At 65.7% G+C, this 20,118-nt stretch carries 19 protein-coding genes; 11 read left to right on the forward strand and 8 right to left on the reverse strand.

What is annotated here, in order from left to right:
* The 4 genes from BSQ44_RS11615 to BSQ44_RS11630 all read left to right on the forward strand — a co-directional run bounded on the left by BSQ44_RS11615 (window position 1) and on the right by BSQ44_RS11630 (window position 4,450).
* Window positions 1-1,119: an ABC transporter ATP-binding protein gene (locus tag BSQ44_RS11615; RefSeq protein ID WP_072604223.1), complete on the forward strand. Its 1,119-nt coding sequence runs from the start codon at window positions 1-3 to the stop codon at window positions 1,117-1,119.
* Entirely contained in the window at window positions 1,112-2,107 is a 996-nt protein-coding gene (locus tag BSQ44_RS11620) for an ABC transporter ATP-binding protein (RefSeq protein WP_072604226.1), read from the forward strand. The genes BSQ44_RS11615 and BSQ44_RS11620 overlap by 8 nt, the downstream gene beginning before the upstream one ends.
* 10 nt (window positions 2,108-2,117) lie before the next feature.
* Entirely contained in the window at window positions 2,118-3,764 is a 1,647-nt protein-coding gene (locus BSQ44_RS11625; protein WP_072604228.1) for a dihydroxyacetone kinase subunit DhaK, read from the forward strand.
* A 398-nt stretch (window positions 3,765-4,162) separates the two neighbouring features.
* A complete protein-coding gene (locus tag BSQ44_RS11630) occupies window positions 4,163-4,450 on the forward strand; it encodes a GIY-YIG nuclease family protein (RefSeq protein ID WP_072608015.1) in 288 nt (95 codons plus the stop codon).
* Between the two features lie 1,083 nt (window positions 4,451-5,533).
* On the opposite strand, the gene BSQ44_RS11635 is transcribed toward BSQ44_RS11630, so the two are convergent.
* Window positions 5,534-9,361 (reverse strand): vitamin B12-dependent ribonucleotide reductase, encoded by a 3,828-nt coding sequence (locus tag BSQ44_RS11635; protein ID WP_072604231.1) that lies wholly within the window; start codon window positions 9,359-9,361, stop codon window positions 5,534-5,536.
* Window positions 9,362-9,969: 608 nt separating this feature from the next.
* Complete coding sequence (locus BSQ44_RS11640; RefSeq protein ID WP_072604233.1) at window positions 9,970-10,776, reverse strand: enoyl-CoA hydratase-related protein; 807 nt, start codon at window positions 10,774-10,776, stop codon at window positions 9,970-9,972.
* Window positions 10,777-10,879: 103 nt separating this feature from the next.
* On the opposite strand from BSQ44_RS11640, the gene cysE reads away from it, so the two are divergent.
* Together cysE and BSQ44_RS11650 are read left to right on the forward strand one after the other, a co-directional pair.
* Window positions 10,880-11,698 (forward strand): serine O-acetyltransferase, encoded by an 819-nt coding sequence (cysE, locus tag BSQ44_RS11645; RefSeq protein WP_072604236.1) that lies wholly within the window; start codon window positions 10,880-10,882, stop codon window positions 11,696-11,698.
* Window positions 11,699-11,819: 121 nt separating this feature from the next.
* Entirely contained in the window at window positions 11,820-12,029 is a 210-nt protein-coding gene (locus tag BSQ44_RS11650; RefSeq protein ID WP_072604239.1) for a DUF3126 family protein, read from the forward strand.
* Between the two features lie 12 nt (window positions 12,030-12,041).
* Here BSQ44_RS11650 and BSQ44_RS11655 read toward each other — a convergent pair whose 3' ends face one another.
* Window positions 12,042-12,773: a hypothetical protein gene (locus tag BSQ44_RS11655; protein WP_072604242.1), complete on the reverse strand. Its 732-nt coding sequence runs from the start codon at window positions 12,771-12,773 to the stop codon at window positions 12,042-12,044.
* Window positions 12,774-12,880: 107 nt separating this feature from the next.
* Here BSQ44_RS11655 and BSQ44_RS11660 point away from each other — a divergent pair, with 107 nt between their 5' ends.
* Both BSQ44_RS11660 and BSQ44_RS11665 read left to right on the forward strand, forming a co-directional pair.
* The gene (locus BSQ44_RS11660) at window positions 12,881-13,213 is read left to right on the forward strand and encodes a DUF6949 family protein (RefSeq protein ID WP_072604245.1); all 333 of its coding nucleotides are present in this window, start codon (window positions 12,881-12,883) and stop codon (window positions 13,211-13,213) included.
* 27 nt (window positions 13,214-13,240) lie between these two features.
* A complete protein-coding gene (locus BSQ44_RS11665; RefSeq protein WP_072604247.1) occupies window positions 13,241-13,768 on the forward strand; it encodes a gamma carbonic anhydrase family protein in 528 nt (175 codons plus the stop codon).
* Between the two features lie 100 nt (window positions 13,769-13,868).
* Here BSQ44_RS11665 and BSQ44_RS11670 read toward each other — a convergent pair whose 3' ends face one another.
* From BSQ44_RS11670 to BSQ44_RS11680, 3 genes are all read right to left on the reverse strand, one after another.
* The gene (locus BSQ44_RS11670) at window positions 13,869-14,426 is read right to left on the reverse strand and encodes a transglutaminase-like cysteine peptidase (RefSeq protein ID WP_235633422.1); all 558 of its coding nucleotides are present in this window, start codon (window positions 14,424-14,426) and stop codon (window positions 13,869-13,871) included.
* A gap of 334 nt (window positions 14,427-14,760) precedes the next feature.
* A complete protein-coding gene (locus tag BSQ44_RS11675) occupies window positions 14,761-15,381 on the reverse strand; it encodes a PilZ domain-containing protein (RefSeq protein ID WP_072604251.1) in 621 nt (206 codons plus the stop codon).
* A 133-nt stretch (window positions 15,382-15,514) separates the two neighbouring features.
* Complete coding sequence (locus tag BSQ44_RS11680) at window positions 15,515-16,147, reverse strand: PAS domain-containing protein (protein WP_072604254.1); 633 nt, start codon at window positions 16,145-16,147, stop codon at window positions 15,515-15,517.
* Window positions 16,148-16,526: 379 nt separating this feature from the next.
* On the opposite strand from BSQ44_RS11680, the gene BSQ44_RS11685 reads away from it, so the two are divergent.
* Together BSQ44_RS11685 and BSQ44_RS11690 are read left to right on the forward strand one after the other, a co-directional pair.
* Window positions 16,527-17,267: a rhomboid family intramembrane serine protease gene (locus tag BSQ44_RS11685; RefSeq protein ID WP_072604257.1), complete on the forward strand. Its 741-nt coding sequence runs from the start codon at window positions 16,527-16,529 to the stop codon at window positions 17,265-17,267.
* Between the two features lie 99 nt (window positions 17,268-17,366).
* Window positions 17,367-17,798 carry a CBS domain-containing protein gene (locus BSQ44_RS11690; protein ID WP_072604259.1) on the forward strand — a complete coding sequence of 144 codons (432 nt, stop codon included), beginning with the start codon at window positions 17,367-17,369 and terminating at the stop codon, window positions 17,796-17,798.
* 81 nt (window positions 17,799-17,879) lie between these two features.
* On the opposite strand, the gene BSQ44_RS11695 is transcribed toward BSQ44_RS11690, so the two are convergent.
* Window positions 17,880-18,626 (reverse strand): SDR family oxidoreductase, encoded by a 747-nt coding sequence (locus tag BSQ44_RS11695; RefSeq protein WP_072604262.1) that lies wholly within the window; start codon window positions 18,624-18,626, stop codon window positions 17,880-17,882.
* 96 nt (window positions 18,627-18,722) lie between these two features.
* On the opposite strand from BSQ44_RS11695, the gene BSQ44_RS11700 reads away from it, so the two are divergent.
* Window positions 18,723-19,625: an AraC family transcriptional regulator gene (locus BSQ44_RS11700; protein WP_072604264.1), complete on the forward strand. Its 903-nt coding sequence runs from the start codon at window positions 18,723-18,725 to the stop codon at window positions 19,623-19,625.
* A gap of 102 nt (window positions 19,626-19,727) precedes the next feature.
* On the opposite strand, the gene BSQ44_RS11705 is transcribed toward BSQ44_RS11700, so the two are convergent.
* Window positions 19,728-19,985: a DUF6455 family protein gene (locus tag BSQ44_RS11705; RefSeq protein WP_072604267.1), complete on the reverse strand. Its 258-nt coding sequence runs from the start codon at window positions 19,983-19,985 to the stop codon at window positions 19,728-19,730.
* Window positions 19,986-20,118 lie beyond the last annotated feature (133 nt).

A 20,118-nucleotide genomic window follows, 5' to 3' on the forward strand; every position in this document is an offset into this window, starting at 1 on the left:
ATGGCCCAGATCGTCATCCGCAACCTGCGCAAGGAATTCGGCGACTTCGTCGCGGTGCGGGAATCCGACTTCACCATCGAGGACGGCGAGTTCTTCATGCTGCTCGGCCCGTCGGGCTGCGGCAAGACGACGACGCTGCGCATGATCGCGGGGCTGGAGCTTCCGACCTCGGGGCAGATCCTGCTCGACGGCAAGGACGTCGCGCAGGTGCCGGCGAGCGCACGCGATATCGCCTTCGTGTTCCAGATGTTCGCGCTCTATCCGCACATGAACGTGCGGCGCAACATCTCCTATCCGCTGGTGAGCCAGGGTATGCCGCGCGCCGAGGTTCGCCGCCGCGTCGGCGAGGTGGCCGGTATCCTCGGCATCGAGGACATTCTCGACCGTCCCGTCGGCGGCCTGTCGTCGGGCGACCGCCAGCGCGTCGCGCTCGGCCGCGCGATCGTGCGCGAGCCGAAGGCCTTTCTGATGGACGAGCCGCTCGGCGCGCTCGACGCCGAGTTCCGCGAGCGCATGGCCGAGGAACTGCGTGCCCTGCACGACCGCATGGGCGCCACGACGGTCTACGTGACCCACGACCAGCTCGAAGCCATGCAGATGGGCGACAAGATCGTCGTGATGAACCGGGGCGTGGTCGAACAATGGGGCACGCCGCAGGACATCTACGATTTTCCCGCGACCATGTTCGTGGCCGACTTCATCGGCTCGCCACCCATGAACTTTTTGCGCTTCGACGAGCGGGTAGCGTTGGGTGCCCGGGCGGTGCGGCTCTCGGGCGTGGAGGTTCCGGTGCCTCAGGTGCTGGAGGCGACGAGCGGCGCGCGGGCAGCGCTGGGCGTGCGGCCGGAGCACGTCCGGCTCAACGACGACGGCGCCTATCGGGGCGAGGTGGTCGCGGTGGAGTATCTCGGCACGACGCAGATCGTCACCCTCGACACCCCGAACGGCGACCTGAAGGCCCGCATCGCCTCCTCCGATGTGGTCAAGGTGGGAGAACGGGTGGGCCTCTCCTTCGTGACGCAGACGCTGTCGCTGTTCGACGCCGAAACCGGCCGGGCGCTGGCCCTCGATCGCGAGCCGGTGCGCGGGCGCGAAACCTCGGAGCAGGCGCATGGCTGACGTCGTGCTCTCCTCCGTCTCCAAGCGGTTCGGCGACACGCTTGCGGTCGACGGCATGGACCTCTCGGTGCCCGACGGCGCCTTCGTCGTCCTGTTGGGTCCGACCGGCGCCGGCAAGACGACGACGCTGCGCCTCATCGCCGGGCTGGAACAACCGGACACGGGCGACATCCTGATCGACGGGCGCAGCGTGCTGGCCGACAGCCCGGCGCAGCGCAACATCGCCATGGTTTTCCAGCAGTATTCGCTCTATCCGCACCTGACGGTGCGCCAGAACCTCGAATTCCCGCTGAAATCGCCGATCCTGAACACGCCGCCGGCGCAGATCGCGCGGCGCGTCGCCGAGGTGGCCGAGGTTCTGCAGATCGCCCACAAGCTCGACAACAAGGCGACCGCGCTCTCCGGCGGCGAGATGCAGCGCGTCTCGATCGGCCGCGCGCTGGTGCGCAAGCCGCAGGTCTTCCTGATGGACGAGCCGTTGAGTTCGCTCGACGCGAAGCTGCGCGCCGACCTGCGCGTGGAACTGAAGCGCATCCAGTCCGACCTCGGCTCGACGCTCGTCTACGTCACCCACGACCAGATCGAGGCCATGACGATGGCGACCCATGTCGGCGTGCTCGACGCCGGTCGGCTGGTCCAGTTCGGCACGCCGCGCGAGATCTACGAAAACCCGGTCAGCGTCTACGTGGCGACCCGGCTCGGCCAGCCGCGCATCAACACGCTGCCGGCGGGACTGTTCGGAGCCGCACCCGCGGGCGCGCAATGGATCGGCCTGAGACCCGAGCATATCCGCGAAGGCGAGGGGCGGCAGGCCCGCGTCACGCGCGTCGAACATCTCGGCGACCAGACGCGGCTTCACCTTGCCATCGAGGGCCATCCGCTGGTCACGCTCGCCGATCCGCACACGCCGCTCAGGGGCGGCGACGTGATCTCGCTGAGGCCAGAAGAGCCGCTCTATTTCGACGCCCATGGCGACCGTGTCATCTGAGGAGGGATGCATGACGCAGTTCATCAACAGCAAGGAAGCCCTGGTCGTCGAGGCGATCGACGGCCTCCTGCGCGGCTCGGGCGGGCGGCTCGCCCGGCTCGACGGCTATCCGCACATCAAGGTGGTGTTGCGCACCGACTGGGACAGGTCGAAGGTGGCGATCGTGTCGGGGGGCGGCTCCGGCCACGAGCCCGCCCATGCCGGCTTCGTGGGGCAGGGTATGCTGACGGCGGCGGTCTGCGGCGACGTCTTCGCCTCGCCATCGGTCGACGCGGTGCTCGCCGCCATCCTGAGCGTCACCGGCAAGGCGGGCTGCCTGCTGATCGTGAAGAACTATACGGGTGACCGGCTGAATTTCGGGCTCGCGGCCGAGCGCGCCCGCGCCTTCGGGCTTGCCGTCAACATGGTGATCGTCGACGACGACGTGGCGCTGCCCGACCTGCCGCAGGCGCGCGGCGTGGCCGGCACGCTGTTCGTGCACAAGGTCGCCGGTGCGCTGGCCGAGGCCGGCGAGAGCCTGGAGGCCGTGACGGCGGCCGCGAAACGCGTCATCGATGGCGTCGTCTCGATCGGCATGTCGCTCGATACCTGCACCATCCCCGGTTCGCCGAAGGACGAGCGCATCCGCTCCGGCTTCGCGGAACTCGGCCTCGGCATCCACGGCGAGGCGGGCGCCGAACAGGTGAGCTTCGAGGATGCCAGGCAGGCGATGGAAACGGTGATCGGCCGGCTGGCGCCGCGCATGAAGCCCGGCCCGCACGTCGCGCTGCTCAACAATCTCGGCGGCGCCACGCATCTGGAAATGTCGGTGCTGGCCGAGGAACTGGCGCGCTCTACCATCGCCGGGCAGATCCGCTGGATCGTCGGGCCGGCCGCGATGATGACCTCGCTCGACATGCAGGGGTTCTCGCTGTCGCTCCTGCCGCTGTCGAAGGAGGCCGAGACGGCGCTGCTGGCGCCGGTGGTGCCGTGGGCCTGGCCGGGGCTCGCCTCGTTCGGCCGGGTGGAGATCCTGCCGCTGCCGGACGGGCTGACGCCGATCCAGCCGATGCCGTCGGCCAACGCGGCCAAGCGGGAACTCATCAAGGCCTGCTGCGACATCCTGATCGCCGCCGAGGCGGATCTCAACGCGCTCGACGTGCGGGCCGGCGACGGCGACACGGGCTCGACGCTCGCCACGGCCGCGCGCGCGCTGGTCGCCGCGCTCGACCGGCTGCCGCTGGCCGACCTCACCCAGCTCTACCGCGCGGTCGGCATGGAACTCAGCCAGACCATGGGCGGATCGTCGGGCGTGCTGCTGGCGATTTTCTTCACCGCGGCCGGCGACGCCTCGGCCGGCGGCAAGGACTGGATCTCCGCGCTCGGCGCCGGGCTCGACCGGATACGCCAGGTGGGTGGCGCCGGCCCCGGCGACCGCACCATGGTGGATGCGCTGATGCCGGCGCTGGCAGCACTCCCCGAGGGGCTCGGCGCGGCGGCCGTGGCGGCCCGGCAGGGGGCGGACGCCACCGGTTCGATGAAGAAGGCCAAGGCCGGCCGCGCCAGCTACATCTCGCAGGATCGGCTCGCCGGCGTCAACGACCCGGGAGCCGAGGCGGTCGCCCGGCTGTTCGAGCGGCTGCACAAGGCAAGGCAGGTCGGAGAGGCCGCCGAGTAGGACCGATATGTAACCTACGGCTTACCGATCGGATGCCGCCGCGGTGGCACCTTGCCGACCGCGCAGGCTTCGACCTGCGTCAGAAGCAGCCGTAGTCGGTGCCCGGACCTTAGCAGAGGCCGCGCGAGGCTTCGCCCTCGATCATGTCGTGCGTCGCCTCTTTCCGCGTCGTCATCCTCGGCCGACCGGAGCGCAGCGCAGGGAGAGCCGAGGATCCATGCCTGAGAGGTAGTGACGGGTGGGGTGTCGGAGAGGGCGCGCTTCCTGCGCCGTCTCACGCTCCCGCGATTCTCAGGTCTGGATCCCAGGGTCTGCGCCTCCGCTAACGCTTGGCTTCGCCCTGGGATGACGAAGGGGGTGCGGATTGCGCTCGCATGCGGTTCCGCTACGCTTCTCATATGACCGGCTACGTCTACATGACCGCGAGCCAGAAGCGCGGGACGATCTACATCGGCGTGACCAGCGATCTCGGACGCCGTATCCCGGAGCACAAGTCCGGCGAGGGATCGCGTTTCACCGGGAAGTACCGGGTCACGCGGCTTGTCTGGTACGAGGAACACTTCGACATCCGCGACGCCATCCAGCGCGAGAAGTCGCTGAAGCGGTGGCGCCGCGACTGGAAGATCGCGCTGATCGAGAGCATGAACCCGCACTGGGAAGAACTGTTTCGCGGGACGGGCTGGTAGCAGCCATGGTCGGCTTGCTGCTGGCAACGGCGTCTCCCTCGACTTCGTCATCCTCGGCCGACCGGAGCGAAGCGAAGGGAGAGCCGGGGATCCAGGCCTGAGAGGTGAAGAAGGTGAGGTGGCGGAGATGTCGGTTTCCTGCTCCGCCCCACGCTGCCGCGATTCTCAGGAATGGATCCCGGGTCTGCGCCTCCGCTTCGCTCCGGCTCCGCCCAGGATGACGAAGGTGGGGGTGCGGGCGCTAACCTTGGTCCATCTCCCTCCGCTTAGTCATCCTCGGCCGACCGTAGCGCAGCGGAGGGAGAGCCGAGGATCCAGGCCTGAGAGGTGAAGAAGGTGAGGTGGCGGAGATGTCGGTTTCCTGCTCCGCCCCACGCTGCCGCGATTCTCAGGAATGGATCCCGGGTCTGCGCCTCCGCTTCGCTCCGGCTCCGCCCAGGATGACGAAGGTCGGGGTGGCGGCGCCAACCTTGGTCCATCTCTCTCCGCGTCGTCATCCTCGGCCGACCGGAGCGCAGCGGAGGGAGAGGTTCCAGGCCTGCGAGGTGAAGAAGGTGAGGTGGCGGTTTCCTGCACCCTCTCGCGCTGCCGCGATTCTCAGGAATGGATCCCGGGTCTGCGCCTCCGCTTCGCTCCGGCTCCGCCCAGGATGACGAAGGTCGGGGTGGCGGCGCTAACCTTGTTCCATCTCCCTCCGCTTAGTCATCCTCGGCCGACCGTAGCGAAGCGAAGGGAGAGCCGAGGATCCAGGCCTGGGAGCTGGTTACGGGTGAGGTGGCGGAGATGTCGGTTTCCTGCACCGTCTCACGCGCCCGCGATTTTCAGGCCTGGATCCCAGGGTCTGCGCCTCCGCTAACGCTCCGGCTTCGCCCTGGGATGACGAAAAGTGGGGTGCTTCGCTAACTGTGGTCACCTTCCTCTGCTTCGTCATCCCAAACGACAGAAAAGCCGGCCACGGTGGCGCGGCCGGCTTTCGTGTTGGTTGATACTGGCAGTGGCTGCCTTGCGTGCAGACTGTTTCCAGCCATCGGCTTACGGCAGGCGAACTTCGTCGCGAGCCGTGAGCCGAGGCCGTAGGTCAGGTCACGAGCACCCGCTCGTGCTCCCGCACGTGTCGCACTTCTCGCAGGTGCCGTTGCGCACCATGGTGAAGTTCTGGCATTCCGAGCACATGTTGCCGGTGTAGCCCTGCATGACAGCCTTGGCGCGGCGTTCGGCGGCGAGTGCCTTGGCTTCGGCGGCTTCCTTGGCTGCGGCGTCGGTGAAGAGTTCGCCGGTGGCGGATGCCGCGTTGGCGGTTTCCTCGAAGGCGACGTCCTCGGCGAGTTCCTTCGCCCGCTCCTCGTAGTCGCGCTTGAAGGCGACGGCCTCCTCGCGCAGTTCCGAGATCGTCGGCTTCAGCGCGGTGACGGTGGCCGCGGCCGACGAGATCGCCCTCACGTTGGAGCCGGAGAACGCAGTCGGCGCGACGCGGAGCGGCTGGGGGGACGGGGCGGCCGAGCCTTTCGGATCGGTCGCGGCGGAGCCGCCCGAGACGAGCTTCACCGGCGAGGCGCCGCGCGTCAGGCCCTTGGAGAAGGGCGTCGACTTGCCTTCCGAAATCCCCTTGCCGAGCGCGGTGTTGGAGAAGTCGGACATGTCGACATGCGCGAGGTCGTGGCGCGACAGGTAGGAGACGGCCAGTTCGCGGAACACGTAGTCGAGGATCGACGTGGCGTTCTTGATGGCGTCGTTGCCCTGCACCATGCCGGCCGGCTCGAACTTGGTGAAGGTGAAGGCCTCGACATATTCCTCCAGCGGCACGCCATATTGCAGGCCGAGCGAGATCGCGATGGCGAAGTTGTTCATCATCGCGCGGAAGGCGGCGCCCTCCTTGTGCATGTCGATGAAGATCTCGCCGAGCCGTCCGTCGTCGAATTCGCCGGTGCGCAGATAGACCTTGTGGCCGCCCACGACCGCCTTCTGGGTGTAGCCCTTGCGGCGGTTGGGCAGCTTTTCGCGGTCGCGCACCACCTTCTCGATGATGCGCTCGACGATCTTCTCGGTGACCATGGCCGCGCGCGCGGCGGTCGGCGCCGCGACGAGTTCCTCGACCAGATCCTCCTCGTCGTCATCGTCGGCGATGAGCGAGGAATTCAGCGGCTGCGAGAGCTTGGAGCCGTCGCGGTAGAGCGCATTGGCCTTCAGCGCCAGCTTCCACGACAGCATGTAGGCCGACTTGCAGTCGTCGACGGTCGCGTCGTTGGGCATGTTGATGGTCTTGGAGATGGCGCCCGAGATGAAGGGCTGCGCGGCGGCCATCATGCGGATGTGGCTGTCGACCGACAGGAAGCGCTTGCCGACCTTGCCGCAGGGGTTGGCGCAGTCGAACACCGGCAGGTGCTCCGCCTTGAGGTGCGGCGCACCTTCCAACGTCATCGCCCCGCAGACGTGGATGTTTGCGGCCTCGATGTCCTTGCGCGAGAAGCCGAGGGCCGCCAGCATCTCGAAGGAGACGTCGGAAAGCTGCTCGTCGGTGAAGCCGAAGGTCTCCTTCACCCAGTCGGCGCCGAGCGTCCACTGGTTGAAGACGAACTTGATGTCGAAGGCGCTCTTGAGCGCGCCGTTTAGCGCCGCGATCTTCTCGTCGGTGAAGCCTTTTGCCTTGAGAGACGAGGGGTTTACGGCCGGAGCCTGATTCAGATTGCCATGGCCGACGGCATAGGCCTCGATCTCGGCGATCTGGCTTTCGGAATATCCGAGCGTGCGCAGGGCTTCGGGAACCGCGCGGTTGATGATCTTGAAGTAGCCGCCGCCGGCGAGCTTCTTGAACTTCACAAGCGCGAAGTCGGGCTCGATGCCGGTGGTGTCGCAGTCCATGACCAGCCCGATCGTGCCGGTGGGCGCGACGACCGTCGCCTGGGCGTTGCGGTAGCCGTGCTCCTCGCCGAGCTCGATGGCGCGGTCCCAGGCGGCTTTCGCGTGCTCGACCAGCGCCGGCTGCTTGAGGTCGGAGGCGACGAGCGGGACGGGGTGGACCGACAGCTTCTCGTAGCCGTCGCGTTCGCCATAGGCAGCCCGGCGGTGGTTGCGCATGACGCGCAGCATGTTCTGCGCATTGCGGTCGTAGTCCGGGAAGGCACCGAGCTGGCCGGCCATCTCCGCCGAGGTGGCGTAGGCGACGCCGGTCATCAGCGCGGTGAGCGCCGCGCAGATGCCGCGACCCTCGTCCGAATCATAGGGAATGCCGGAGGTCATCAGGAGCCCGCCGATGTTGGCATAGCCGAGGCCAAGCGTGCGGTACTCGTAAGAGAGTCTTGCGATCTCCTTCGACGGGAACTGCGCCATCATGACCGAGATCTCAAGCACGATGGTCCACAGGCGAACCGTGTGCTCGTAGGCCGCGATGTCGATGTCGCCGCCATGCTGCCGGTAGGGCAGGAGGTTGATGGAGGCGAGGTTGCAGGCCGTGTCGTCGAGGAACATGTATTCCGAGCACGGGTTCGACGCGCGGATGGCGCCCGCCGACGCGCAGGTATGCCAGTCGTTCATGGTGGTGTTGAAGTGCAGGCCCGGATCGGCCGAGGCCCAGGCGGCATAGCCGATCTTCTCCCACAGGTCGCGGGCTTTGAGCGTCTTCATCACCTTGCCGTCCTTGCGGGCGGTCAGGTTCCAGTCGCCGTCGGCTTCCACCGCGCGCAGGAAGTCGTCCTTGAGCGAGACGGAGTTGTTGGAGTTCTGGCCGGAGACCGTCAGGTAGGCTTCCGAGTCCCAGTCGGTGTCGTAGGTCTTGAACTCGATGGCCGTGTAGCCCTGCCGCGCAAACTGGATGACGCGCTGGACGTAGTTTTCCGGCACGCCGTCGCGCTTGGCATCCTTGATGGCGCGCTTCAGCGCCGGGTTGCGGTTGGGATCGTAGCAGTCGCCGTCCGGCCCCTCGCAATTGATGCAGGCCTTCATGACCGCGGACATGTGCTTCTTGACGATCTTGGAGCCGGTGACGAGCGAGGCGACCTTCTGCTCCTCGCGCACCTTCCAGTCGATGTAGTCCTCGATGTCGGGATGGTCGATGTCGACCACGACCATCTTGGCGGCGCGGCGCGTGGTGCCGCCCGACTTGATGGCTCCGGCCGCACGGTCGCCGATCTTGAGGAAGGACATGAGGCCGGACGAGCGGCCGCCGCCCGAAAGCTTCTCGCCTTCGCCGCGCAGGTGGGAAAAGTTGGAGCCGGTGCCCGAGCCGTACTTGAACAGGCGCGCCTCGCGCACCCACAGGTCCATGATGCCGCCCTCGTTGACGAGGTCGTCGGCGACCGACTGGATGAAGCAGGCATGCGGCTGCGGGTGCTCGTAGGCCGACTTGGACTTGGTCAGCTTGCCGGTGAAGGGATCGACGTAGAAGTGGCCCTGGCCGGGACCGTCGATGCCGTAGGCCCAGTGCAGGCCGGTGTTGAACCACTGCGGCGAGTTGGGCGCGACGCGCTGGGTGGCGAGCATGTAGGCGAGTTCGTCGCGGAAGGCGCGGGCGTCTTCCTCGGTGTCGAAGTAGCCGCCCTTCCAGCCCCAGTAGGTCCAGGTGCCGGCGAGCCGGTCGAAGACCTGGCGCGCGTCGGTCTCGGACACGTAGCGCTCGTCCTCCGGCAGCTTGGCGAGTTCGGCCTCGTCGGCGACGGAGCGCCACAGGAAGGAGGGGACGGAGGTCTCCTCGACCTTCTTCAGGCGCGCAGGGACGCCGGCCTTGCGGAAATATTTCTGCGCCAGCACGTCGGTCGCCACCTGGCTGAACTGTGCCGGGACGTCGATGTCCGCGAGCCGGAAGACGATCGAGCCGTCCGGGTTGCGGATTTCGCTGACCGCCTTGCGGAATGCGATTTCCGCATAGGCCGCCCGCTCGCCATGACCTTCCTTCGTGAACCGCCGTTCGATGCGCATCTGAAGTCCCTCTGATCCCTAAATATAGAGCCTTTTCCACAGGCCATCCATGGCCGTCTCGAAGGCAAATGTCCGCCGCATCCGGGCCTCCCGCGGGACGCCCGGCTCTCCTTCCGCAGTTTGTCGCCTGATGGACATGGACACCGCCGTTACGCTGGCACCGCCCCGGTCTCCGACGAACCCCTCGCGGGTTCCGATCTCACGCTCGACACGAGTCCCCTCTTCAAGCGAAAGAAGCCGTATCTAGTACCAAGGGTGGGCGCAAACACTAAATATAGTGTTAACAAGAGATTTACGCCACCTCTAAAATTTGTCGCTCGTCCCCACGAGCCAGACAAAGCCGCCATCTCTCCGCCAGCCTCGCAACAGGCGGAAAACGGACCCCACGCACCAAAATCAGGAAAAATGACCAGTCTTCAACGCACCGGCCGCGCCCTCGAAACGCGAGCGCATGACCTATAAAAAGCGACTCGCCCGAAGGCGTCAAGGGCTCGTTTCGCGACAGCTTCGTGACGCTAGATGTTGTGGGCTGAGGTGTGGATAGCGGGGATGCGCTCACCGGGACGGTTGCGGTTCCGGAAGGGCAAGCGGCGCGCCGCCCGGCGCCTCTATCGGCCCTCGAAACGGGGCGGTCGCTTCTGCCGGAAGGCTTCCCGGCCCTCGCCGTAGTCGCGGCTGTCGAAGGTGAGGGTGCCGAGTTCCTCCGCACGCTTCCTGTCGGCCGGCTCGTTCGTCAGCACGGCCCGGATGGCTGCCTTGGAGGCGCGCACGGACAGCGGCGCGTTTTGCGCGATCTTGCCGGCGATCTCTCCGGCCCGGGTTTCGAGTGCTGCGAGATCGGCAACGACCTCCAGGAGGAGGCCGGCCTGCCTGGCCTCCCGTGCGCCGAGGCGGTCGGTGGAATAGGCGAGATAGCGCGCCATCTGGATGCCGGCCGAATGCACGATGTCCTGCATGGCGTCGACCGGATAGGCGAGGCCGAGCCGGGCGGCGGGCACACAGAAAAGCGCGTCCTCCGTCGCGATGCGGATGTCGCAGGCCGCCGCGATACCGAAGCCGCCGCCAAAGCAGATGCCCGAGATCGCCGCGATGGTGGGAACGGGCGCATTGCGGATGGCGGCGAAGGCGGCCGAATTCGCCGCCTCGTAGCGGCGCGCGGTGTCGGCATCGGCGCGCAGTTCGGAGAATTCGCCGATATCGGCTCCGGCGGAGAAATCTCGGCCGGCACCGCGCAGCACGATCGCCCGTGTCGCCGCATCCTCGCCCGCAGCACAGACCGCGGCGGCCAGCGCCCGCCACATGTCGAACGTCAGCGCGTTCTTCTTTTCCGGCCTGTCGATCGTTATGGTAACAACACCGTCATCGTTGCGGGCTACCGCTATGCGGCGTTCCAGTGCGGCTTGATTCTCGGCCATTTCAATCCAATTGAAGAAGCGTTGAGGAAATTGCAGTTCTATGGCGAGCGGTTCTGGCGTAAGTTCCGCGCCTCGACAAGCCGGGAGCGAAGGGAGCGAAGGCATGAGCACACGCAGCATCCGGTCCAGCGAGATCCATCCCGTCGATCCCATCTGGGATTCGGTGCGCCAGGAGGCCGAGGCCACCGTCCAGCGCGACCCGCTGATGGCCGCTTTCCTCTATTCGACGATTCTCAATCATGATTCCCTCGAGGGCGCGGTCATCCACCGCATCGCCGAGAGGCTGGGGCACAACGACCTGCCGGCCAACCTGATCGGCCAGACGTTCGAGACCATGCATCGCGCCAATCCCGGCTGGAGCGCAGTGGTGCGGGTCGACATCCAGGCCTACTACGATCGCGACCCGGCCTGCGACCGGTTCATCATGCCCGTGCTCTACTTCAAGGGCTTCCACGCCATCCAGACGCATCGCCTGGCGCACTGGCTGTGGAACGAGGGTCGCCGGGACTTCGCGCTCTATCTGCAGAGCCGTTCGTCGGCCGTCTTCCAGACCGACATCAACCCAGCGGCGAAGCTGGGCAAGGGCATCTTCATCGACCATGCCACCGGCCTGGTGATCGGAGAGACGGCGGTCGTGGAAGACAACGTCTCGATGCTCCATGGCGTGACGCTGGGCGGCACCGGCAAGGCGGGGGGCGATCGGCATCCCAAGATCAGGCACGGCGTCCTCATCGGTGCGGGGGCCAAGATCCTCGGCAACATCGAGATCGGCCATTGCACGAAGGTTGCCGCCGGTTCGGTCGTTCTCAAGTCCGTGCCGAACAACAAGACGGTTGCCGGGGTGCCGGCGCGCATCGTCGGGGACGCCGGCTGCAACGAGCCTTCCCGCGCGATGGATCAGTTGCTCAGCGGCGAGGAGTGATCCGCCGAGTGAACCTCGGGCCTTTCGGGGCGTTCGGGGTTTACATCCGCGAGGTGCGCGTGTCAGAAGCGCCGCCAATGCGGCGCGACGCCGCGCAGCCCCAGCGACCGGGAGAAGTCGATTGAAAGCCGAAGAAATCAGGAAGCTAGACGCCTATTTCAAACGCACGTTCCAGAATCCCACCCTCGAGGTGAAGGCGCGCCCGCGCAAGGACGATTCCTGCGAACTCTACGTCGGCGACGAATTCCTCGGCATCATCTTCAAGGATGAAGAGGAAGGCGAGCTCTCCTACAATTTCTCGATGGCGATCCTCGACGTCGACCTGCAGTGAGGTCGACCCGGATCAGGGTCCGGTCCTGATCGTTGCCTTCGAAAAGGCCATGATGGCGGCGTCGATCCTCCGCCAGTCCGCGAGCAGGCTGGACGGAAAGCGGTAGACCAGCGCGAGATCGTCGCCCACGAAAATGTCGCGCTCGCAGCCGGCCAGCGACTGCTCCGCCGCCGCCCCCGTCAGGCATCGCGCCGTGAAGGTTCCTGAGCCCGGCGCTTCCGGACCGACGACCAGCATCTCGTCCATGTAGCCCGACTTCTCGATGAAGTCGTAGAACGTCAGCCCGGCGGGTCCCGCCCTGCCGGGAGTACGCACGAGCGACCTGTAGATCGGTTCCAGCCGGCCGCTCATGTCGCGCGACATCATCCTCGGTTCGAACGTCAGGAACAGGATGTTGCGGGCACCGCCCACATTGTTGAAGTCGTCGCGCAAATCGGCGCGGTATCCCTTCATTTCCGGCCATTTCAGGTAGAGGTGCAACCCCGCCGCCACGCCGTCGCGCCTTTCGCTCTCGAAGCGGATTGCGTTGGACTGCACGACCAGGACGTTGTTGCCGATCACGATCTCGCGCAGCGTCTGGTCTTCGGAGTGACCGCCGAGAGCGATCGAGCCCCCGACATATCGGCCGCCGATGCTGATCAGGGCCGACAGGACGGCCATCGCGGCGAAGACCGCGAACACCTTCAGGACGAAACCTTCGCCGAAAGCGGCTGTGGATTGCGTGTCGGAAGCGGCTGTCGGCAACTTGGCTTTCCCGAGCGATTTTGCGAGTGCCGATCCGGGACAGCCCGGCGGCATGGATCTTGCGAGTCGCCTGACCTTGGGACTACTATGGTAAAGGGACGGTAAAAATGGTGGGCATCTGGCTGGTCTCCTTCGTGTTCCTCTCCGGCCTGGTGTTCTCCGGGATCGGCGGGACCGTGCTCGAGATGTGGGGCGGCCGCAGGCTTGCCTTCTCCGATCCATTCGTGTCTCGCGAACACGTGGTGCGGTCGCTCTGGATGACCGCCGTGACCGGACCCTTCATGCTGGTCAACGAGGCGGCATCGGCGTTGCGCGAGCGGCGGATCGGCGTTCCCTCCCTCTTCAGCTGCGTCCTGCTTTCGCTGACCTGGGTCTTTCTGACCGGCATCGTCGTGCTGGACGTTGCATTCTTCCTGTCCGATCTGCTCTTTAAGGCCTGACATTCGCGGAAGACGGGAGAAGGCTGAATGCCGATCTATGCACTCGACGGAAACTCTCCGGAGTTCGACGACCGGGCATCCAACTGGATCGCGCCGGACGCGACGCTGGTGGGAAAGGTCAGGCTCGGCCGCAACGCCGGCATCTGGTTCGGCGCGGTGCTGCGCGGCGACAACGAGGACATCGAGATCGGCGAAGACAGCAACGTGCAGGAACACACGGTGATGCACACCGACCTGGGATTTCCGCTCGTGGTGGGCAAGGGATGCACCATCGGCCACCGCGCCATGCTGCACGGCTGCACCATCGGCGACAACAGCCTGATCGGCATGGGCGCCATCGTGCTCAATGGCGCCCGCATCGCGGAAGATTCGCTGGTGGGGGCTGGCGCACTCGTCACGGAAGGCAAGGTGTTTCCGCCGCGCTCGCTGATCGTCGGCTCGCCCGCCAAGGCTATCCGCGAACTCGACGACAAGGCCGTCGAACTGCTGCGCTGGTCTGCGGCCCACTACGTCGAGAACGGCCGTCGTTTCCTGAAGGGCCTCACCGCCGTCTGAAGCTCCCCCAAAAAAGTTGGAGCCGGCCCTGGGGACAAAGGGCCGGCTCCGTGTGCCCGGTCGTTGGGGACGGGGAGGGTGGGGACTCGACCGGGAACCTCTACTGAACGCTGGCGACCGACGTGCTGCGGCCGTCCTGTATGGAAACCCACTCGCCGGAATTGCGCGAGGACTGACGTTTGAGAAAACTGTAGTTCGTCTCGGACCAGGGCAGGACGAGCGCTTCGAGATTGTCGAGGACGAAGTCCCCGAGATGCGTCTCGACCGTCAGGACCGCATGGCCGTCGCCGTTCGGCTGGCGCACGACCGTGACCAGCAGATTGGACGCGGGCACGCCTATCGCCATCAGTCGGCGCCGCTTTTCGAGGACGTAGTCCTCGCAGTCGCCGACGGTATCGGGATAGGACCAGAATTCCTCGCGGCCCCACATCTCGTAGTCCGTCAGCGGCGCGACCTGGGTGTTGACCGCATGGTTGATCTGGATGATTTCCTTCCAGAGCTTCCGCGACAGTTCCACCGGATGCGGCCGTGCGGTGCGTACCGTGCATTCGGCCGGCAGCCGGCGGCAGAATTCGTAGTGGCCGACCGGCTGGGTCGTGCGGCCGCCGATGGCCATGAAGGGTTCGCTCGCAACCGCGCCGAAGCTTCCCGCAATCATCAGCGCTGCCGTCCAGAGCGCCAGCCTTTGTCCCCGCATTCCCATTGCGATTTCTCCCCGTTCCGAGAGTAGAATGGCAGAGACCGATTTATTTCAGGCGAAGTGGAGCGTGCGAATTTAAGTAAAGACCTGTTCTGATCTGATAGAAACAAGAATAAAACTGTAATTCAATTTATCTAAAATTTGATCGTTTCGCGGGCGAAGCCGGCTGCCGCTACAGGACGCGCTATCCTTATCGCCGGCGACACCCGGGGCGGAGCGCAAGAGGAAGAGCGGGCAAGGGGATGCGATCGCGGCTTTCGGCGCGACGCAGGTACAGGAGCAGCCGAGAGGCCTACTGGTGTACGGGAGGGCTGAGATCCGTCTCGATCGTGTCGGGACGCTGGAGGGAGGCGAACTCCACGGCGACGCCGTCCTCGAAGTGACGGACGACGCGTCCGCGCATCGTGCCCAGGGTGACCGGCGTTCCGAGGGCCGGTTTCACGTCGATCTCGATGGCGGCGCCGGAAAGCGACAGGTCGACGATGCGGCAAGGGTAGTTGCGCCCATCCGTGAGATGCAGTTCGCTCATAGGATTGCGCGGCAGGACGCGTTCGTGGCGACGGTCCTCTGGCAGGTCGAGTTCGTGCTTGTTGGCAAGCCACGTCAATTGCGCGGCCAGCTTGTCCTTCTTGCGGTCGGAGGCGATGATGGTCATGGCGAAGCCGTCGTCGACCTGCCGCGTGACCACCCCTTCGATCCGCCCGATGTGATCGATGTAGGCGATGATCCTTTCGCCGAGGTCACCCATGCGGTCCGCACGCAGCAGGGCATTGCCCGGCGACATGTCGATCACCTGACAGGGATGTTCGGTGCGGTCCTCCAGCATGAAGCGCCCGTATACCTTGACGCGCACACGCTGGAAATAGCGCCTTTCGGCCCTGGACGGCGTGATGTCTGTCGCCGCTAACGTCATCTCGATTATCGCTTACCTGTTCCGCTGTGCCCGGTCGAGAAAGGCTACCTTCACCGTATCGCCGCAGGAGTTAACAGTCGGTAAGCCGGGAAGGGAAAATCTGAACAAACAAACGGAACATTAGCCATCAAACCTATTCGCCCCGACCCCCGTCGATGACGACGAGATGACGGAACCTTCGGCGCCGCGCGCCCTCCTGCGAGGCGAGGTTTTCGTCGCTCGGAACGAGGGGAGGGGCGGCCAGCAGCGCTTCTGTCGGGAGGAAGGCGGCCTCCCGCGCGGGATCGATCACCCTGGTGGTGGCGATCGCGCATTCCACGACCGGATCGGCGCCCAGCCAGAACGGCTTGTCAAACGGACAGATCGAACCGAGCGCGCGCGGGCTCTCGCTGCCGCTGTCCAGCGGCAGGAGCAAGAGTTCGAACTCCAGGGTGCGTCCCTGCCTGGTCATGCCCTGGACGATGGCGACCGACACGGCCTTCCTGGCGAACCCGCCCCGCGCGAGCTCGGCCGCCATGCCCTGGTCGGCATGGCCGAACAGCGATGCGAACGCAAAGCCCTTCAGTTCCCGGCCGAAGGCGGCACACAGCCGCGTCCCGGCCAGACGGAACACCGCGTCCCCACGCAGGTCCCGTTCAAGGATGAACGTGTCGGCCAGCATCGTCTTGATGTCGGCCGGCTCGATCTCGGTTCTTTTCGGAGCGGTTCGTCCGCTGCGCAACCTGTCCCAGTACTGGAACAGGGCAACCGTGGATTTCTGTTTCATACGTCCCCACTCATGCCTGCATTCGCTTTTTTGTCTCATCTGCGCACAACGGGGCGACCTCCGGAGTGCTACATGCCGGACGGAGCAGGTTGCATGCCAGCGGCATTAACGATTGTTCACGGATCGGAGCCGTTAAGGTTAACGAAGCGTTTCGATTGATCGCGGACGCGCATCGTGCCACAAGAGGCGGACTGCAGAAGTCACTGTTTCAAAGCAGAATTTCGGCTTGGGACTATCTCGGGGACTTGGGTAGGGACTCGGCCGGCCGTTCAGGGGAAACCCTGGACGGCCCTTTTTTGTTAACGATCTGCGCGCATGTCCGGCATTGGAGCGGCAGCCTTGCCGACCCTATATGGCGGCCAGACGCGGAGCATCGACAGTGACAGCCAATCCCCTCGAAGACACGAGCCAAAGGGACGAACCGGGAGGTCCGCCGCCGCCGCGCCCGCGCGAGCCGGCCTTCAACATCCCGCGCGTCGTGCTCGCCTTCATCGCCGTGTGCGCCGGGCTCCATCTCCTGCGGCTCTACGTGCTATCGCCGCAGCAGGATCTGGAACTGATCATCGCGGGCGCATTCATACCCGTCCGCTACTCGGGCCAGTACCTGTTCGAGATCTGGGCCGTGACGAGCCCGCTGACCTATTCCTTGCTTCACGGCAGCGTGGCGCATCTCGTCATCAACATGATCTGGCTCGCCGCCTTCGGGTCGCCGCTGGCGACGCGGCTGGGGGCGGGGCGGTTCGTCCTGTTCTGGTGCGCGACGTCTCTGGCCGCCGTCACGCTGCACTACGTGCTGCACATGGACAGCCAGGCGCCGCTGGTCGGCGCCTCGGGCGCGATCTCCGGCATGATGGGCGCCGCCGCGCGTTTCGGATTCAGAACCGAGCGAGGGAGAGGAAAGTCGACTTTCTCCGGGCCGCTCCTGTCGATCGGCGAGACCTTCCGCACCCGCGCGGTGGTGACCTTTCTCGCGGTCTGGATGATCGTGAACCTGGCGACGGGGCTCGCCAGCGGCATTCCGGGCGCCGAGGGCGTGATCGCGTGGGAAGCGCATATCGGCGGCTTCCTTGCGGGCTTCCTCGGGATCAGGCTTTTCGACCGGCGGGGTGGTTGGGGCTGAAACGGCCTTGCATTGGCGGAATTACGATAGCACCATCCTTGAAGCGGCGGACGGTCGAAAGGGGGCGGCCTGCCGATCCGCGATCCAAGGAGGACGCGCATGCTGGTCAAGAACATTCTCGCCGAAAAGGGCAGCGAAGTCGTAACGATCGCGCCGGACAGCTCGCTGGCGGAGGCCGTGAGCCTTCTGGCGGACAAGCGCATCGGCGCGGTCGTCGTCACGAAGGGAGAGGGACGCATCGCCGGTATTCTCTCCGAACGCGACATCGTGCGCATGCTGGGCGCGGAGGGGCCCTCGATGCTCCAGAAGCCTCTTTCTTCCGCGATGACTTCGAAGGTGAAGGTCTGTCACGAGGACAACACCATCAACCAGGTCATGGAAATCATGACCGCGGGGCGCTTCCGGCATCTCCCGGTGGAACGCGACGGCAAGCTCGTCGGCATCATCTCGATCGGCGACGTCGTCAAGAAGCGCATCGAGGAGGTTGAGCACGAGGCGCAGGAAATCCGCAACTACATCGCCACGGCGTAGGGCGGAACTTCGACTGGTAGCGCGGATCAGGTGGTCGCCCCACGACGGCAACCACCTGTCCCGGGGCCGCCTCGGCGCCGATTACGCGGCCAGTGCCACGGCGTCGGCTCCGGCCGGAAGGTGCATGGGGCAGGAGGGGTCGGTCGCGGCGCGCCAGACGGCCTCGGCGACATCGACCGGATGGGTGATTTCCGATGCTCCCTGATCGCGACCGGCGAACACGGTCCCGACGAAGGATGAGTACGCTTCCGGAAATCCGCCCTCGTCCTGAATGCGCGACCGCGCACTGTCGCCGAAGCTGGTCGCGGGAGAGCGGCCCGGCAGCACGATCCTCACCCGCACGTTGAACTGTGCCAGTTCCAGCGCGACCGATTCGGAGAACGCATTCACCGCCGCCTTGCTGGCCGTATAGACCGACAGCAGCGGCAGCGGCTTCAGCGTCACGCTGGACGACACGTTGACGATGACACCGGACTTACGCTCCCTGAACCGGGGCAGCACCGCCTGCGTCATGGCGATCGTGCCGAAGACATTCGTCTCGAACACGTCGCGCGCCACGTCCATGCTCGTCCCTTCGAGCGCGTTCATCCAGCCGATCCCGGCGTTGTTGACGAGCACGTCGATATCGCCGGCGGTTTCGACCAAGTGTCGGATGCGGTCCGGGTCCCTGACGTCGAGGGCGACGATTTCGAGATTCCGGGAGGCCGGCAGGACGTCCGCGCGCGGAGACCGCATCGTTGCGACGACCCTCCAGTCCCGCTCCAGAAAGTGCCTGGCGATCTCCAACCCGAAGCCGGACGAGCATCCGGTAATAAGAACTGTCTTCATGCATCTCTCCTGTCTGTCTGGATGACGAGGAGGCTAGGCTTCGCGGGCCGGACTTGCTATGACGTACCGTCCACATCTCATTATCGGGAGTATCGAATGGGCGATCCCTTGTCGGACGTCGTCGGCTTGCTCCAGCCCAGCGCCCGTGTCTCGAAGGTGGTCAGCGGCGCTGGCGCCTGGCGGGTCAGGCGACCTGCGACGGGCCACCCGTTCTATTGCGTCCTGCTCGAGGGGTCGTCTCGCCTCGAGGTCGACGGGAGCGCGCCCATCATCCTCCGCGAGGGGGATTTCGTGCTCATTCCGGCGGTCCATGGTTTCACCATGTCGAGCCTGAAGGAGGCTGGCGCGGACGATGTGGATCCGTCGACCGTCACCCGGCTTGCCGACGAGACGAGACGCGGCAATCCCGACGGGCCGGCCGAATCGAGGCTTCTCGTGAGCCATTTCGTCTTCGGTACGCCGGACGCGGCCTTGCTCGTGTCGCTCCTGCCGCGACTGGTGCATGTTCGCGACGACCAGCGGCTGTCGGCCATCGTCCAACTCGTGACGGAGGAGGCGGGCTTCCGGCGGCCCGCACGCGAAGCGGTTCTGTCGCGCTTGCTGGAGGTACTGCTTCTCGAAGCGCTGCGCTCTGCCGGGGGAGGCGCGGTTCCTCACGGGCTCCTGCGCGGGCTCGCGGACGAACGCCTGGCGTCCGCGCTTCGCCGCCTGCACGAGGATCCGACGAAGGCCTGGACGGTCGAGCAACTCGCCGGCGAGGCCGCGATGTCCCGTTCCGCGTTCTTCAACAGGTTCCGCCGTGCCATGGGAGTCGCTCCCATGGAATACCTGCTTTCGTGGCGCATGGCTCTGGCCAAGAACCTCCTGCAGCGCAACGAAATCGGCATACAGGAGGTCGCGGAACGCGTGGGATATGGATCGGCAAGCGCCTTCAGCACCGCGTTCACGCGCTTCGTCGGATTGCCGCCATCGAGATATGCTGGACAGGATGCGATCTAGGCGGTGGCGGTCGGCACCACGGCTTGCGCCGATCGTGGAGGCCCGTCACTGCCACGGTGCAGTGGCAATCAGCTCGAAGTGGAGGATCGCCCGAGTTCTGTTCTACGCGTCGGCGACGAACTCGAAGAGTTCGCGGTTGCGGCAGTAGCCGGGCGCGTGCGCCGGAGCGGTCGCCGCGTCGAGCCATGAGGCGCATTCCTTCGAGTGGCTGCAGGAGACGCAGCGGATGGTGGCGTTGCGCATGACCGACGGCGCGTCCGGCATCTGCGTCACCGCCTCGCGCACCCCGAGCTTGCGCATCATGCGCTCCATGAGATCGGCCCTGTTCGAAATGCGGTCGAGAAGCTTGAAGTATCCCATGACGCTGTGCCTCCGCGAGAATCTGGAATTGATTGTCGGGGCGGGGGCCTTAGGACGCCTTGACATGGATCAAGCGCCGGCAAGCCTTGCCACGATGCGGGGATTGTTCTAGCGAACGGCGAAGTCCCGACTT

The sequence above is a fragment of the Aquibium oceanicum genome (assembly GCF_001889605.1).
GTDB lineage: Bacteria > Pseudomonadota > Alphaproteobacteria > Rhizobiales > Rhizobiaceae > Aquibium > Aquibium oceanicum.

Bases quoted from the DNA above. Each gene is read 5' to 3' on its own strand.
- BSQ44_RS11615 (WP_072604223.1), top strand. From the start codon at position 1: ATGGCCCAGATCGTCATCCGCAACCTGCGCAAGGAATTCGGCGACTTC.
- BSQ44_RS11620 (WP_072604226.1), top strand. From the start codon at position 1,112: ATGGCTGACGTCGTGCTCTCCTCCGTCTCCAAGCGGTTCGGCGACACG.
- BSQ44_RS11625 (WP_072604228.1), top strand. From the start codon at position 2,118: ATGACGCAGTTCATCAACAGCAAGGAAGCCCTGGTCGTCGAGGCGATC.
- BSQ44_RS11630 (WP_072608015.1), top strand. From the start codon at position 4,163: ATGACCGGCTACGTCTACATGACCGCGAGCCAGAAGCGCGGGACGATC.
- BSQ44_RS11635 (WP_072604231.1), bottom strand. From the start codon at position 9,361: ATGCGCATCGAACGGCGGTTCACGAAGGAAGGTCATGGCGAGCGGGCG.
- BSQ44_RS11640 (WP_072604233.1), bottom strand. From the start codon at position 10,776: ATGGCCGAGAATCAAGCCGCACTGGAACGCCGCATAGCGGTAGCCCGC.
- cysE (WP_072604236.1), top strand. From the start codon at position 10,880: ATGAGCACACGCAGCATCCGGTCCAGCGAGATCCATCCCGTCGATCCC.
- BSQ44_RS11660 (WP_072604245.1), top strand. From the start codon at position 12,881: ATGGTGGGCATCTGGCTGGTCTCCTTCGTGTTCCTCTCCGGCCTGGTG.
- BSQ44_RS11665 (WP_072604247.1), top strand. From the start codon at position 13,241: ATGCCGATCTATGCACTCGACGGAAACTCTCCGGAGTTCGACGACCGG.
- BSQ44_RS11670 (WP_235633422.1), bottom strand. From the start codon at position 14,426: ATGATTGCGGGAAGCTTCGGCGCGGTTGCGAGCGAACCCTTCATGGCC.
- BSQ44_RS11675 (WP_072604251.1), bottom strand. From the start codon at position 15,381: ATGACGTTAGCGGCGACAGACATCACGCCGTCCAGGGCCGAAAGGCGC.
- BSQ44_RS11680 (WP_072604254.1), bottom strand. From the start codon at position 16,147: ATGAAACAGAAATCCACGGTTGCCCTGTTCCAGTACTGGGACAGGTTG.
- BSQ44_RS11690 (WP_072604259.1), top strand. From the start codon at position 17,367: ATGCTGGTCAAGAACATTCTCGCCGAAAAGGGCAGCGAAGTCGTAACG.
- BSQ44_RS11695 (WP_072604262.1), bottom strand. From the start codon at position 18,626: ATGAAGACAGTTCTTATTACCGGATGCTCGTCCGGCTTCGGGTTGGAG.
- BSQ44_RS11700 (WP_072604264.1), top strand. From the start codon at position 18,723: ATGGGCGATCCCTTGTCGGACGTCGTCGGCTTGCTCCAGCCCAGCGCC.
- BSQ44_RS11705 (WP_072604267.1), bottom strand. From the start codon at position 19,985: ATGGGATACTTCAAGCTTCTCGACCGCATTTCGAACAGGGCCGATCTC.